At 67.0% G+C, this 13,908-nt stretch carries 12 protein-coding genes and 1 pseudogene; 7 read left to right on the top strand and 6 right to left on the bottom strand.

What is annotated here, in order from left to right; all coding sequences use genetic code 11:
• Positions 1–161: 161 nt before the first annotated feature.
• Together AC2YJX_RS17260 and AC2YJX_RS17265 are read right to left on the bottom strand one after the other, a co-directional pair.
• A complete protein-coding gene (locus AC2YJX_RS17260; RefSeq protein ID WP_487256765.1) occupies positions 162–1,328 on the bottom strand; it encodes a DUF3108 domain-containing protein in 1,167 nt (388 codons plus the stop codon).
• Positions 1,329–1,348: 20 nt separating this feature from the next.
• A complete protein-coding gene (locus tag AC2YJX_RS17265; protein ID WP_055396937.1) occupies positions 1,349–2,131 on the bottom strand; it encodes an IclR family transcriptional regulator in 783 nt (260 codons plus the stop codon).
• Positions 2,132–2,234: 103 nt separating this feature from the next.
• Here AC2YJX_RS17265 and AC2YJX_RS17270 point away from each other — a divergent pair, with 103 nt between their 5' ends.
• Both AC2YJX_RS17270 and AC2YJX_RS17275 read left to right on the top strand, forming a co-directional pair.
• Positions 2,235–3,242 (top strand): fumarylacetoacetate hydrolase family protein, encoded by a 1,008-nt coding sequence (locus AC2YJX_RS17270; protein ID WP_055396939.1) that lies wholly within the window; start codon positions 2,235–2,237, stop codon positions 3,240–3,242.
• Positions 3,243–3,446: 204 nt separating this feature from the next.
• The gene (locus AC2YJX_RS17275; RefSeq protein WP_121507768.1) at positions 3,447–4,427 is read left to right on the top strand and encodes a Bug family tripartite tricarboxylate transporter substrate binding protein; all 981 of its coding nucleotides are present in this window, start codon (positions 3,447–3,449) and stop codon (positions 4,425–4,427) included.
• Positions 4,428–4,548: 121 nt separating this feature from the next.
• Here the strand turns inward: AC2YJX_RS17275 and AC2YJX_RS17280 are convergent, their stop codons facing one another.
• The 3 genes from AC2YJX_RS17280 to AC2YJX_RS17290 form a co-directional block, all read right to left on the bottom strand.
• On the bottom strand, positions 4,549–4,962 hold the full coding sequence (locus tag AC2YJX_RS17280) for a VOC family protein (protein ID WP_121507767.1): 414 nt from the start codon (positions 4,960–4,962) through the stop codon (positions 4,549–4,551).
• Positions 4,963–5,105: 143 nt separating this feature from the next.
• Positions 5,106–6,128, bottom strand: a complete 1,023-nt coding sequence (locus tag AC2YJX_RS17285) for a zinc-binding alcohol dehydrogenase family protein (RefSeq protein WP_487256766.1) — start codon at positions 6,126–6,128, stop codon at positions 5,106–5,108.
• A 58-nt stretch (positions 6,129–6,186) separates the two neighbouring features.
• Entirely contained in the window at positions 6,187–7,329 is a 1,143-nt protein-coding gene (locus tag AC2YJX_RS17290; protein WP_487256767.1) for an alkene reductase, read from the bottom strand.
• A gap of 132 nt (positions 7,330–7,461) precedes the next feature.
• On the opposite strand from AC2YJX_RS17290, the gene AC2YJX_RS17295 reads away from it, so the two are divergent.
• The 5 genes and pseudogenes from AC2YJX_RS17295 (at position 7,462) to AC2YJX_RS17315 (ending at position 12,669) form a co-directional block, all read left to right on the top strand.
• The gene (locus tag AC2YJX_RS17295) at positions 7,462–8,382 is read left to right on the top strand and encodes a LysR family transcriptional regulator (RefSeq protein WP_487256768.1); all 921 of its coding nucleotides are present in this window, start codon (positions 7,462–7,464) and stop codon (positions 8,380–8,382) included.
• 194 nt (positions 8,383–8,576) lie between these two features.
• The gene (locus tag AC2YJX_RS17300; RefSeq protein WP_487256769.1) at positions 8,577–9,302 is read left to right on the top strand and encodes an alpha/beta fold hydrolase; all 726 of its coding nucleotides are present in this window, start codon (positions 8,577–8,579) and stop codon (positions 9,300–9,302) included.
• A 122-nt stretch (positions 9,303–9,424) separates the two neighbouring features.
• Positions 9,425–10,588 (top strand): iron-containing alcohol dehydrogenase, encoded by a 1,164-nt coding sequence (locus tag AC2YJX_RS17305; protein ID WP_487256770.1) that lies wholly within the window; start codon positions 9,425–9,427, stop codon positions 10,586–10,588.
• A 164-nt stretch (positions 10,589–10,752) separates the two neighbouring features.
• Positions 10,753–11,844 (top strand): alpha/beta hydrolase family protein, encoded by a 1,092-nt coding sequence (locus AC2YJX_RS17310; RefSeq protein ID WP_487256771.1) that lies wholly within the window; start codon positions 10,753–10,755, stop codon positions 11,842–11,844.
• A 144-nt stretch (positions 11,845–11,988) separates the two neighbouring features.
• Positions 11,989–12,669: pseudogene (locus AC2YJX_RS17315) on the top strand (type 1 glutamine amidotransferase domain-containing protein).
• 178 nt (positions 12,670–12,847) lie between these two features.
• Here AC2YJX_RS17315 and AC2YJX_RS17320 read toward each other — a convergent pair.
• Complete coding sequence (locus tag AC2YJX_RS17320) at positions 12,848–13,750, bottom strand: LysR family transcriptional regulator (protein ID WP_487256772.1); 903 nt, start codon at positions 13,748–13,750, stop codon at positions 12,848–12,850.
• Positions 13,751–13,908: the final 158 nt, after the last annotated feature.

Consider the following 13,908-nt stretch of genomic DNA (forward strand, 5'->3'; position numbering starts at 1 on the left):
CAGCGGGTGCGCAGAGTTCAAGTGGCACAGGCAAAGCCCGTGGCTTTTGTCCCCTTGCCGATGCAGTATTTCATGAAAACCCGGTGCTTCCGGTTTCGCGGGTCTATTTTGGTGGGATGGCGCTCCTGCGCAACACTTTTTAACAAGACCCCTCCAGACTATCAAGGCGGGCCGCTGCGGCTCAGTTGCAGGTCGGCGAAGTCGCCGTTGGCTTGGGTGAGCTTGATGCGTACCGGCAGATAACCTAGTGCGGGGGCCACCCACAGTTCGGCCTTCTGGTCGTAGTCCTTGCGGGGCAGGCGCTGCAACTTGAGGGTGGGCGTGGCGCCTGCGGGCAGGTCCAGTGTTTCTGCCCCCTCGATGGTGAAGGTCCAGCGGTCGGCGCTGCGCGCGCTCACGGTGGTGAGCGTGATCTGGGTGCCGGTCACAAACCGTGCGGGATCGGCGGCGAGCAGGGCGCCGAGTTGGATGAACACACTCAGCCGGTCCTGTACCCCCGGGCCCACGGTGGCGTCCGGCGTGTTGGCGCTGAAGGTGGCCCGGCCCTTGGTGTAGTCGAAGTGCGCTGCCTGCTCGCTGCGGGACTTGTCTGAAAATTTCTCGGGCAACAGCCCTTGGGCCGTGATGGCGCCCACGCTGCGCTGCGTGCGGGAGCCCACTAGGAAGGCGCTGATCTGCTGCCGCGCCTCGTAGCGGCTGCCATCGTGCTGCCACAGCAGCTCGGCGCGGGCACTGTAGGCAAATTTCTTGGCCTGCCCACTCACGTCAAACGCCAGCCGTGTAGGCGGGGGCAGGCGCACAGGCGGTGGTGCCGTGTTGGGCGTGTGGTCCGTGCCAGCCCCGGGTGGGGCGATGTCCACGCCTGTTGTGGCTTCAGAGGGGAGAGGCGCTGATGATGCCTGGGCTGGTGCCGATGCAGGGGAGGCTGCCGTTGTGGGGAGCGTTTCCTCCACAACGGTCGAGACAGCTTCGGCGGGGGCGGCCAGCGCGACGTCTGCACCCGCCTCGGTGCTGGGGGCCGTGGCCTCGGTGGAGGGGGATGCAGGGGATGGCGCCTGGGCGACCGGGGGTTGGTGTGTTGCCCGTGCCTGTGGTTTGGGGCGCGCGGGCGGCTTGGGCGCGACCGCAGGTTTCGCCGCAATGGGGGCAACGGCTGCCACAGCTGCCACAGCGGCAGCGGGTGGCGGCGGGGCCGCAATGCTGCGCGTGCTGAACACTTTGCCGACAGGCGACCGGGGGCTGTCCCAAGCCAGCGGCACGCCGCTCAGCACCAGCCAGTGCAGGGCCAGCACCAGGACTGTGATGAGAAAGAGCGCGCGCCGTGGCATCTACCTGCGTGCCGGGGCCGTCAGGCGCTGCCCGCGCCCAGATCACTGGAGAGCTGGGCCGCAGCCGCGCGCAGCGGCGCGTCGATGGCGCCGCCCCACTCGGGGTCGAAGGTGGCAATGGAGCCCAGCGTGGTGATGCCCAACTCCAGGTGGCCGTCCGCGTCAAACACGGGTGCGCAGAACGCCACGATGCCAGGCAGCAAGGTATCGACCACCCGCGCGGCACCGCGTTCGCGTACCTCGGCCAGCAGGGTGTTGACCTCGGTCATGGTCGAGGGCAGGTCGGTGCGGCGCATCTTCACGGCGCGGGCCAGCTCCTCCTTGAGCAGCGGCGCCACCACATCAGGCGCCATGTGCGCCGCAAAGCAGCGGCCGGTGGCCGACGACAACAGCGGCATCACGTCACCCAGGCGCAGGTTGGCAGTGACAGCCTGGGGCGACTCCTCCCAGTGCACGATGGTGGGGCCGTGGTTGCCCCACACGGCCAGCGCCAGCGTGTGACCGATGGCTTCCATGAGTTCCGGCATGCGCTCGCGCGCCAGGCGCACGGCATCGAGCCGGGCCAGCGACGCCAGCCCCAGCTTGAGGGCGGCGGGGCCCAGGTCGTAGCGGGCGTTGCGCGGGTCTTGTGTGACCAGGCCCAGGCGCTGAAAGCTCACCAGATACCGGTGCGCCTTGGCCGCGCTCATGCCCGCCGAGGCCGCCACATCCTTGAGCATGAGCGGCCCGCGCGAGCGGGTCAGCCCCTCCAGCAGGGCAAAACCCACCTCGACCGATTGAATTCCTGCACGTTCTTTGTCCATGTGCACTAAAATTTGCGAGTTTTGTTTAGTTAAATCAATTTACCCAAGCGTAATTCGTGTTGGGTGAAGACTTTCAACCCCTTGAGACAAAGGTCCTGCCACCATGAAACTCGCTACCTACAAAGACGGCTCGCGCGACGGCCAACTGGTTGTCGTCTCCCGCGACCTGGGCACGGCCCATTATGCGACCGGCATCGCCAGCAAGCTGCAGCAGGCGCTGGACGACTGGGGCTTCATCTCGCCCCAGCTGCAGGACCTGTACGACCAGCTCAACAGCGGCCGCGCGCGCCACGCGTTCCCGTTTGACCCCAAGCAATGCATGGCCCCGCTGCCCCGCGCCTACCAGTGGGCGGATGGCTCGGCCTACATCAACCACGTCGAACTGGTGCGAAAAGCGCGCAACTCCGAAGTGCCCGAGAGCTTCTATACCGACCCCCTGATGTACCAGGGCGGCAGCGACGACTTCATCGGCCCTTGCGACGATGTGGTGGTGCCCAGCGAAGCCATGGGCATCGACTTTGAGGCCGAGATCGCCGTCATCACCGGCGACGTGAAGATGGGCACCACCGCCGACCAGGCGCTGGACGGCATCCGCCTGGTGATGATTGCCAACGACGTGAGCCTGCGCAACCTGATCCCTGCCGAGCTGGCCAAGGGTTTCGGTTTCTTCCAGAGCAAGCCCGCCACCGCCTTCGGCCCTGTGGCCGTCACGCTGGACGAGCTGGGCGACGCCTGGGACCATGGGCGCGTGAACCTCACCGTGCAGTCCACCTGGAACGGCCGCAAGGTCGGCATGTGCGACGCGGGCCCCGAGATGACCTTCCACTTCGGCCAGCTGATCGCCCACGTGGCCAAGACGCGCAACCTGCGCGCGGGCTCCATCATCGGCAGCGGCACCGTGAGCAACAAGGGCGTGACCGACGCCAACGGCCGCACCGAATGGCCCAAGGGCTACAGCTGCATCGCCGAAAAGCGCTGCATCGAGACCATCCAGGACGGCAAGCCCAGCACCGAATTCATGAAGTTCGGCGACACCATCCGCATCGAAATCAAGGGCAAGGACGGCGCGAGCATCTTTGGCGCCATTGACCAGAGCATCGCAGCCCCCTGAGCCGCCTTCGGCGTCTTCCCCCTCAGGGGGACGCCACCCGTGGCCTGGCAAAGCCAGTTCCACGGTGGTGCTGGCCTTAGCGCGCGCCGGTTTCAAGCGACGCGCGCATGTGCAGTCAAAAATACAAGAAAAAACAGGCTCTAGCGCTTATTGGATAAGCGTTAGCAGCTATTAATTTAATAGTTTCATATAGGAGACAACCCCATGCAGCGTAGAACCCTCTTGTCCGCCCTGGCCGCCGCAGGCGCCACCACCGCCGCCCCTTGGGCCCTGGCCCAGCAAGCAGCTTGGCCCGACCAGCCCCTGCGCTGGGTGGTGCCCTACCCCGCAGGCGGCGGCACCGACGTGCTGGCCCGCACCGTGGCCGAAGCCATGCGCCAGACGCTGGGACAGCAGATCATCGTGGACAACCGCCCAGGCGCCTCCACCAACATCGGCGGCCAGGCCGTGGCCACGGCCAAACCCGACGGCTACACCTTCATGTCGGCCGACAACGCCATCCTGGCCTACAACGAACACCTGTTCACCAAGCTGCCGTTCAACCCCGAAAAAGACTTCACCTACGTGGGCGGCATCAGCCGCTTCCCGCTGGCGCTGGTGGTGCATCCATCGTTCGAAGCCAAGACGGTGAAGGAGTTTCTGGACTACGCGCGTGCCAATCCCGGCAAGCTCAACTACGCATCGCCCGGCAACGGCTCGCCACACCACCTGGCGATGGAGATGTTCAAGAACCGCACCAAGACCTTCCTCACCCACATCCCCTACCGCGGCGCCGCGCCCGCGCTGCAGGACGTGATGGGTGGGCAGGTGCCGTGCATGTTCCTGGACCTCGCCGCCGGCTTGCCCGTGATCACCTCGGGCAAGGTGCGTGCCTTGGCCATCGGCTCGGCCAAGCGCGTGGCCGCGCTGCCGGACGTGCCCACCCTGGCCGAAGCCGGTGTGCCCAACACCGAGGTGTTTGCGTTCCAGGGCATCCTGGCGCCCGCCGGTCTGCCCGCTGCGATCACGGCGCGCCTCAACGGCGACCTGAACAAGGCCCTGCTCAACCCCGCCGTGGTCAAGCGCATGAACGACTTCGGCATGGAAGCCCTGCCCGGCACGCCCGAGCAGTTCCGCGCCATGGCACGCTCCGAGTCCAAGCGCTGGGGCGAGATCATCAAGGCGGCAGGCGTGAAACTCGACTGACCCCCCTGAGCGGCTGCGCCGCTTCCCCCCAAGGGGGACGCACCCGGTGGCCTGGCAAAGCCAGTTCCACGGGTGCACTCGCTTGGCGACGCGCCCTCTGCGGGGGGGGCTGCGGTGTTTCTTACTCCGGCAGGTGGCACACCGCTTCGATGTTGTTGCCTTCCGGGTCGATGACAAACGCGCCGTAGTAGTTCTCGTGGTAGTCGGGCCGCAGGCCCGGGGCTCCGTTGTCTTTGCCCCCGGCTTCCATGGCGGCGCGGTAGAAGGCATCGACCTGGGCCCGCGTGGTGGCCCGCCACGCCAGGTGACAGCCCGTGGTCGCGGGCGGGCCGCCGTAGGGCGAGGGGCCATCGATGAACCACACATCCGCCTTCTTGCCGTCGGGCTCGGACGGAGCCGGGTAGGCATAGCCCAGCATGTTGGAGCCGTAGTTGCCTTCAAAACACAGGTTGTAGCCCAAAGGCGCGAGGGCAGCGGTGTAGAACGCCTTGGTGCGGGCGATGTCGGTGACACGGAAGGTCATGTGGTCCAGCATGGGAGGGACTCCTAGGGTTGTTGTGTGCGGTTTTATATCTGAAATACTGATATTAAACACAGTATTTTTCATCTGGATACAGAACTCACCGCAGCCTCAAAGGCCGCCCCGCCCATGCCTCTGACTCATCGGACTGGCGCTCTTCAGGTCCACCCCTCCAGCACCAGCTTGCCCCGCGCCTTGCCGCTCTCGATGAGCGCATGGGCGCGTTTCAGATTCGCCGCATTGATGCTGCCCAACCGCTGGTCCAGCGTGGTGCGGATCAGCCCCGCATCCACCAGCTGCGCCACCTCGGACAGCAGCCGGTGCTGGCCGATCATGTCGTCCGTGCCAAACAGCGCACGCGTGAACATCAGCTCCCAGTGCAGCGACACCGACTTGCGCTTGAACTTCGTCACATCGAGTGACACTGGGTCGTCGATCAGCGCGAACTGGCCTTGCGGCGCGATGGCCTCGACGATCTGGTCGAAGTGCGCATCGGTCTGCGTGAGACTCACGATGATGTCCACCGTGGGGTGGCCGATGCGGGCCAGCTCTTGCGTGAGCGGCTGGCTGTGGTCGATGACGTGGTGGGCGCCCAGGTCGCGCACCCACTGCTGCGTTTCGGGGCGCGATGCGGTGCCGATGATCGTGAGGCTGGTGAGCCGCGCCGCAAGCTGCGTGAGGATGGAGCCCACACCACCGCTCGCGCCGATGATGAGCAGGGTCTTGTTGGTGGGCTGCTTGCCTGGCGCCACGCCCAGGCGGTCAAACAGCAGTTCCCACGCGGTGATGGTGGTCAGCGGCAGTGCGGCAGCTTCCGCAAAGTCCAGCGACTTCGGCGCGTGGCCCACGATGCGCTCGTCCACCAGATGCAGCTCGCTGTTGGTGCCGGCGCGCGCGATGGAGCCTGCGTACCAGACGCGGTCGCCGGGCTGGAACAGCGTCACCTCTGGCCCCACGGCGCGCACGATGCCGCTGGCGTCCCAGCCCAGCACCTTGTAGTCGGGGCCGTCGCCGCTGCGCGAGCTGCTTTTGCGCACCTTGGTGTCCACGGGGTTGACGGAAACAGCGTGCACCTCCACCAGCAGGTCGTGGCCGGTGGCCACGGGGTCGGGTTGGGTGATGTCGAGCAGCGACTCGGGGTGGTCAATGGGGTAGGCGGTTTGGTAGCCGATGGCTTTCATGGTGCAGGTCCTGGTGTGTGGAGTGGGAGTGATGGGGACTGGGTTGCGTGTGGTCAGCTCAATCCAGGGCCTCAGCGGCGGGCTGTTGTGCTGCAGTCGTGCGGGCGGCGCTGTAGTCGCTGTAGCCATGCTCGGTGCCACCGAACAAAGTCGCGGGGTCAAATGCGGCCAGCGGCAGCCCGGCGGCGTAGCGCGCCGGCAGGTCGGGGTTGGCAATGAAGGGGCGGCCGAAGGCCACAAGGTCTGCCATGCCGGATGACAGGATCTGCTGCGCGCGCTCGGGCGTGTATTTGCCCGCCACGATCACGCGGCCGCTGTAGGCATTGCGCAAGGCCTGGCGGAAGTCATCGGGGATGCTGGGGGCGTCGTCCCAGTCAGCCTCAGCCAGGTGGATGTAGGCCAGGCCCAGCGTGTCCAGCTGGCGCGCAAGGTGCAGCATGGTCGGAATGGTCTCGGGGCAGTTCATGTTGCGCTGGGTGATGAACGGGGCCAGGCGCATGCCGGTGCGCTCGGCGCCCGCCTCGCTGGCCACGGCGGCGGCCACTTCGCGGGCGAAGCGGGTGCGGTTGTCCATGGTGCCGCCGTAGGCATCTGTGCGGTGGTTGGACGTGGTGCGCAGGAACTGGTCGATGAGGTAACCGTTGGCCCCGTGGATTTCCACCCCGTCGAAGCCTGCCCGCATGGCGTTCGCAGCGGCGCGCCGAAAGTCGTCGATCACACCCGCGATCTCCGCGGTGCTCAATGCCCTCGGCACCGGGCTATCGACCATGCGGCCCACGCCGTCGTCGCCCACCACCCAGACTTTGGCCTCGGGCGACAAGGCGGACGGCGCCACGGGCAGGCCATCGGCGTGAAAGCTGGGGTGCGACATGCGGCCCACGTGCCACAACTGCAGCACCATGCGGCCGCCAGCGGTGTGCACGGCATCCGTCACCCGGCGCCAGCCTTGCACCTGGGCTTCGGTGTAGATGCCCGGCGTAAAGCTGTAGCCCTGGCCCTGGCGCGAAATCTGGGTGGCCTCGCTCACGATGAGCCCGGCGCTGGCCCGCTGGGCATAGTAGGTGGCCATCATCGCGTTGGGCACGTCACCGGGCTGGGTGCTGCGAGCGCGGGTCATGGGGGCCATCACCATGCGGTTGGGCAAGGTGAGGGGGCCAAGCGTCAAAGGGGCAAAAAGGGGAGCTGTGGCAGGGCGGGTCATGGTCGAAGCGTGCGGAGTGGGCTGGACGGGCTTGTATGGTCGTTTTGTCTTGTTTATTTTTAAATAGGCTGACGATTGAATGAATAGTCAAAGAAAATTTGAAAATAGCCGGCTCAATGCCACGACCAAGACATGAAAAGCCTGCAAGACCTGGACATCTTTGTGCGCACTGTGGACAGCGGCAGCCTGTCGGCCACGGCCCGGGCGCTGGACCTGACACCGGCTGCAGCCAGTGCGGCGCTCAAGCGGCTGGAGGCCGAGCTGGGCGTGCTGCTGTTCGTGCGCTCCACGCGCAGCCTGCGGCTCACGCCCGAGGGCACGTTGTTTCTGGAGCACTGCCGCCCCGCGCTGGCCGCGCTGCAGCAGGTGCAGGGGCAGCTGGCCAGCGGCCGGGCGGGTGCGCTGAGCGGCACGCTGCAGCTGGCGGCGCCGTCGGACCTGGGGCGCAATGTGCTGCTGCCCTGGCTGGATGCGTTCCAGACCCAGCACCCCGGCATCACCGTGCGTTTGCAACTGTCGGACCGCATGGCGAATGTGTACAGTGAGCCGGTGGACGCCGCCTTTCGCTATGGCAAGCCCCAGGATTCGGGCCTGGTGGCGCTGCCGCTGGCGGCCGAGCACCGGCGCGTACTGTGTGCGGCCCCGGCCTACCTGGCGGCCCACGGCGCGCCCCCCACCCCACATGCGTTGGTGGACCATGACTGCCTGTGCTTCATGCTGGGCGAGGATGTGCACGACCGCTGGCGGTTCTGGGATGCGGCGGGCCAGGAGGCGCAGGTGCGCGTGCGCAGCCACAACGTGGCCAATGACGGCGATGCCGTGCGCCGCTGGGCCGTGCTGGGGCGCGGCATTGCCTACAAGTCGTACTTTGACGTGGCGCACGACCTGGCTGCCGGTCGTCTGGTGCCACTGTGCACCGACTGGACCACGGAGGCGGTCCCGCTGTTTCTGGTGGCCCCCAGCCGCAGGCAGCTCACGCCCCTGGTACGCGCGCTGCGTGACTTCATGGCCACGCGGCTGCAGGCGCTGCAGCAGCAAGAGGTCGCCTCCTGATCTTTGCGTGTCGCGGGCGAGGGAGGAGAGGGGGGGGGCATGCCGCCGGCCGCCAATCGGTGGTCCGGATTCAGCGAGTGCCTGGGGCAGGGCGGTTTTACGCTCCGGTCGGAGTGGGGCGCCAAGCCATCGCTCGCCCGGCTGGCGGCGCAACTGGCGCCCGGCATTTCTCCCCAAGACCCAAAGGCATCTTCATGAATATCGTTCTTTTGCACGGCAGCTGGCATGGCGCCTGGTGTTGGCACAAAGTGGTCCCGCTGCTGCAGGCCCGGGGGCACCAGGTGCATGTGCCTGACCTGCCCGCTCACGGTCGCCATTGGCGGGTGGCGCGGGGGCGCACCACGCTCTCGGCCATGGCGGCGCATGTGTGCCGGGTGCTCGATGCGCTGGACGGCCCGGCGCTCATCGTGGCGCACAGCCGGGGCGGCATTGTGGCGTCCACAGTGGCCGAGCAGCGGCACCACAAGCTGGTGGGTGTGACCTACCTGGCCGCCTACATGCTGCGCCATGGCGAGCGGGTGACGGACTTCTTCCGCCAGGACAAGGCCTCGCTGGTGGCGCGCCACATCCATGTCAGCCGCAGCACCTTGACCGACCACCTGGCGCCCGAGGCCTACCGCCCCGCGCTGTACGCCGATTGCTCGGACGCCGACGTGGCGCTGGCCCAGGCGCTGCTCACGCCCGAGCCCTCGTTGCCCGCACTCACCCGGCTTGCGCTGACGGTGCCGCGTTATGGCAGCGTGCCCCGGCACTACATCGAGCTGACGCAGGACCGGGCCGTGACCATCGAGCTGCAGCGCAAGATGATCGCGGCCTCGCCCTGCGCCACGGTGTCGTCCATCGAGGCGAGCCACTCGGCGTATTTCTCGCAACCCCAGCGGCTGGCGGACACCGTGCACCAGATCGCCGGTTTCCGCTGAAGGGCCCGGGATGAGCGCGGCGGTGGCAGGGCTATCGCCCACGCGACGCCGCCGGGGCGCGGGTGCGCCGCACAATGCGACCCCCAACGGCGCATGCGCCTGCCTCGCCCAGAAAGACCCCCATGCTGAATTTCGACTTCCACAACCCCACCCACATCGCCTTCGGCCAGGGCCGCATTGCCGACCTGGCCAAGCTCGTGCCCGCTGCCGCCAAGGTGCTGATCCTCGTGGGTGGCGCCAGCGCCGAAAAGACCGGTACGCTGGCCGAGGTGCGCGCCGCGCTGGGCGAGCGCCAGCACGCCACCTTCAGCGGCATCGAACCCAACCCCAGCTACGAGACCTCCATGAAGGCCGTGGCGCAGATCCGCGAAGGCGGGTTTGACTTTCTGCTGGCCGTGGGCGGCGGTTCGGTCATCGATGCCGTCAAGTTCATTGCCGCGGCGGTGCGCTTCGAGGGCGATGACCCCTGGGCCATCCTCGAAAAACATGGCCGCAACGTGAAGGGCGCCCTGCCGTTTGGCGCCGTGCTCACGCTGCCCGCCACGGGCTCAGAGATGAACAACGGCGGCGTCATCACCCACCGCGCCAAGGGTGCCAAGCTGGCGTTTGGCAGCGTGCACACCTACCCGGTGTTCTCGGTGCTCGACCCCACCAAGACCTACACCCTGCCACCCCAGCAGCTGGCCAATGGCGTGGTGGATGCGTTTGTGCACACGGTGGAGCAGTACCTCACCTACCCGGTCAACGCGCCCGTGCAGGACCGTTTTGCCGAAGGCATCCTGCAGACGCTGATCGAGATCGGCCCGCGCCTGCTGGCAGCCCCCGAGCCTGTGTACGACGACCGTGCCAACCTCATGTGGGCCGCCACCATGGCGCTCAACGGCCTGATCGGCGCTGGCGTACCGCAGGACTGGGCCACCCACATGATCGGCCACGAGCTGACGGCCCTGCACGGCATCGACCACGCGCGCACCCTGGCCATCGTGCTGCCCGCGCTGCTGCACGAGCGGCGTGGCGCCAAACGCGCCAAGCTGCTGCAGTACGGCGAGCGCGTGTGGGGCATCACCACGGGCACGGATGACGAGCGCATCACCGCCGCCATCGAGCGCACGCGCGATTTCTTTGAAAGCATGGGCATCGCCACGCGCCTGTCGGGCTACGGCCTGGGCGCCGACACCGTGGGCGCCGTGGTGGCGCAGCTCGAAGCGCATGGCATGGTGACCCTGGGCGAGCAGCGCGAGATCACACCGGCTGTGAGCCGCCGCATCCTCGAAGCTGCGCTGTAAGCCGCCGCCGAGCGGGAGGGCGGGCGGGCAGACGCTCGCGCCTCCCGTGGTGCATTTCGCGCCGCGCAGCGGCGTTTCGTCGCAGGGCGCTGGAGCCCGCTGCGGGTGCTGCCTACAGTGCCGTCACGCCGCCACCTCGGGCGGCCATTGACGAAAGGCGCACCGTGATCCTCATCCTCTTCCTGGCCCTCCGCACCACATGGCGGGTTGCCCGTGCCCCGCTGCTGGCTGCTTTTGTAGCGATGCTGGCCTGGGCCACCCCGGCATCGGCGCAATATGCCGGGCTGCGCACCCTGGTGGTCCCGGGTGCCGAGCCCGTGACCGTGGCCTTGTACTACCCCACCCCCGCCGTGGCGCGCACCCTGCCCATGGGCCCGTGGCGGCCCGTGGTCACGCCGGGCGCCCCGGTGGCAACCGCGCCCCTCAAGGGCCTGATCCTCATCTCGCACGGCACGGGCGGCCATGAACTGGGCCACCACAACCTGGCCACGCGCCTGGCGGCCGACGGCTATCTGGTGGCAGCGCTGCGCCATCCGGGCGACAACTGGGAAGACCGGTCGATGATTACCTCGGGCCGCTACTTCAGCGAGCGCCCCCGCCAGGTGAGCCGCGTGCTGGACGCATTGCTGGCCAGCCCCGAATGGGGCCCCCGCATTCCGGCCGGGCGCATTGGCGCCGTGGGCCATTCGGCAGGCGGCTACACCGTGCTGGCCCTGGCCGGTGCGCAGGCCGAACCGGCCCGTGCGGCGCAGCACTGCCGCAGCGTGTCGGACGACCCCGGCTTTTGTAGCCTGGGCAAGCTGCCCGCCCGTGGCCAGACCGCCCAGACTACCAAGGAGGCCCCTGCGGCCGCCACCGCGGTATCCACACAGGCCGGCGCCCCCGCGCTCGATGGTCCGCTGGTCTCGGTGGCAGACCCCCGCATCCGCGCCGTGGTGGCCATGGCGCCCATGGCGGTGGTGTTCACGCCCGACAGCCTGAAGGCCATCAGCGTACCCGTGCGGCTGATGGTGGCCGAGCGCGATGCCGTGCTTGTGGGCCCCTACCATGGCGGCTATGTGGCAGCGAATTTGCCGTCTGCACAGGCCAGTACGGTGCCGGGTGCAGGCCACTTCGCCTTCATGGCCCAGTCTGTCTGGCCGCTGGCGTCCGAGGCGGGAGACGCCGCCGCCAACCCCGAAGGCTTTGACCGCGTGGCCTACCACGCCACGCTGGAGAACGAGGTGGCGGAGTTCCTGGCCAGGCAGCTGCGCTGAGATGCTGGGGGGCTTACAGCACGGTAGTACCGTCCTGTAAGCCAATGCCGCAAACCTGCCTGCATCGCGGGACAACGGGCCCTATGGCTGGTACGGTGGTGGTTTGCTTTTTCCGATCAATCCCCTACAACGAAAGCGACCTCCATGGCACACATCCTCATGGTTCTGACGTCCCACGACCAACTGGGCGACACCGGCAAAAAGACGGGCTTCTGGCTGGAAGAGTTTGCGGCACCGTACTACGTGTTCAAGGATGCAGGCGTGCAGATCACGCTCGCATCGCCTCACGGTGGCCAGCCGCCCCTGGACCCCAAAAGCGACGACGAAAACGCCCAGACCGATGCCACGCGCCGCTTCAAGGCCGATGCTTCCGCGAAGCAGTAGCTGGCCAGCACCGTGCCCCTGTCCAGCGTGAAGGCCGAGGACTTTGACGCCGTGTTCTACCCCGGCGGCCATGGCCCCCTGTGGGACCTGGCCGAAGACGCGCAGTCCATCGCACTCATCGAAAAGACCTTTGCGGCCGGCAAGCCGCTGGCGCTGGTGTGCCACGCACCCGGCGTGTTGCGCCACACCAAGGCGCCCGACGGGTCGCCCTTGGTGAAGGGCAAAAAGGTCACGGGTTTCACCAACACCGAAGAAGACGCCGTGCAGCTGACCCAGATCGTGCCGTTCCTGGTGGAAGACATGCTCAAGGAGAACGGCGGTGTGTATTCCAAAGGCCCTGACTGGGCACCCTATATGCTGACCGATGGCACGCTGATCACGGGGCAGAACCCGGCATCGTCAGAGCAGGGCGCCCATGCCTTGCTCAAGCAATTGGGTTGATGAGGAAAAGGGGCTTCGGCCCCATATTTGCGCCGGGTGGCTGCACCGGGTTATCCGTGTTCCACATTGGAAGCAAAAAAGGCAGCCAGCGCTTTATCCATCAGCGCAAGCAGTTATCAAATTGGAAGTGATCGTGTGGTGATGCCTGTCGCCAGCCCACGCAACGCTCTCGCTTCATTCAATACGGCAGGATGCCTGGCAACAGCGGGCGGTCAAGCCGGTGGCGCCACCACTTGAGTGCCTCGCCCATGTGCTCGGGTCGCCAGGCCAGCCAGAAGGTTTCGTCCGGGCGGGGCTCCTCCACCTGCAACTCCACCAGAATGCCGGTCTCCAGCTCCACGCGCACACAGGCGCGGGGCACAAAACCGTGGCCCAGACCTGCGGCCTGGCAAGCGATCTTGGCCTGCATCGATGGCACGGTGATACGGCGCTGGCCTGACAGCAACCCCACCGTGCGGTCGTTCAGCGAGCGCGCCCCGTCGCCCACCACCACGGCCGTGTGTTCCAGCAAGTCGCTGCGCGTGAGCGGCCGCTGCAGCTTGGCCAGCGGGTGTGTGGCCGTCACGCAAAAAGCGAAGGCCAGGCTGCCCACGGCCACCACCTTGTAGCCACCCCCCGCTGGGCCTTCGCCTGCGGCCACGACGATGTCTGCGCGCCCTTCGCGCAGCGCCTCCCAGGTGCCTGTCAAGGCTTCGCTGCTGATGCGCAGTCGGGTGCCGCAGTGCAGGTCTTCAAACGCGCAGATGTCCTGGTTGAACGCGTGCGTGGGGATGAGCGAGTCGTGCATCAGCCGCAGCTCGGACTCGAAGCCCGTGGCGATCTGCCGCATCCGCGATTCGAGCTGCTGCGCGGCGGCCAGCAGCCAGCGCCCCTCCTTGAGCATCTCTTGGCCGGCAGGGGTGAGCGTGACGCGCGGGCCGTTGCGGGTGAACAGGGCCAGGCCCAGCTGGTCTTCCAGCTTGCTCACGGCGTACGAGATGGTGGACGGCACCTTGTGCAGCCGCTCGGAGGCACCTGCAAACGAGCCGTGGCGGGCAATGGCGTCGATGGTTTCAATGGCTTCCAGCGTGAGTTTCAACATGGCCCAATTCCTTGATCTGCATCATCGAAATTATCGATGATGAGTTGGAAAACCTTTCAGCATACGCCCCGGAACGGCGCGAGATACTTTCTTCACCGCAGCACTGAAGCCTTGATGAATAGGGCGATGAGGCAAGAACCTCCCAGTGTGAATCACAT

This window comes from Acidovorax sp. SRI_002 (assembly GCF_057586455.1).

Excerpts from the sequence above, each read along its gene's own strand:
- AC2YJX_RS17260 (WP_487256765.1), bottom strand. The coding sequence starts at position 1,328 with ATGCCACGGCGCGCGCTCTTTCTCATCACAGTCCTGGTGCTGGCCCTG.
- AC2YJX_RS17265 (WP_055396937.1), bottom strand. The coding sequence starts at position 2,131 with ATGGACAAAGAACGTGCAGGAATTCAATCGGTCGAGGTGGGTTTTGCC.
- AC2YJX_RS17270 (WP_055396939.1), top strand. The coding sequence starts at position 2,235 with ATGAAACTCGCTACCTACAAAGACGGCTCGCGCGACGGCCAACTGGTT.
- AC2YJX_RS17275 (WP_121507768.1), top strand. The coding sequence starts at position 3,447 with ATGCAGCGTAGAACCCTCTTGTCCGCCCTGGCCGCCGCAGGCGCCACC.
- AC2YJX_RS17280 (WP_121507767.1), bottom strand. The coding sequence starts at position 4,962 with ATGCTGGACCACATGACCTTCCGTGTCACCGACATCGCCCGCACCAAG.
- AC2YJX_RS17285 (WP_487256766.1), bottom strand. The coding sequence starts at position 6,128 with ATGAAAGCCATCGGCTACCAAACCGCCTACCCCATTGACCACCCCGAG.
- AC2YJX_RS17290 (WP_487256767.1), bottom strand. The coding sequence starts at position 7,329 with ATGACCCGCCCTGCCACAGCTCCCCTTTTTGCCCCTTTGACGCTTGGC.
- AC2YJX_RS17295 (WP_487256768.1), top strand. The coding sequence starts at position 7,462 with ATGAAAAGCCTGCAAGACCTGGACATCTTTGTGCGCACTGTGGACAGC.
- AC2YJX_RS17300 (WP_487256769.1), top strand. The coding sequence starts at position 8,577 with ATGAATATCGTTCTTTTGCACGGCAGCTGGCATGGCGCCTGGTGTTGG.
- AC2YJX_RS17305 (WP_487256770.1), top strand. The coding sequence starts at position 9,425 with ATGCTGAATTTCGACTTCCACAACCCCACCCACATCGCCTTCGGCCAG.
- AC2YJX_RS17320 (WP_487256772.1), bottom strand. The coding sequence starts at position 13,750 with ATGTTGAAACTCACGCTGGAAGCCATTGAAACCATCGACGCCATTGCC.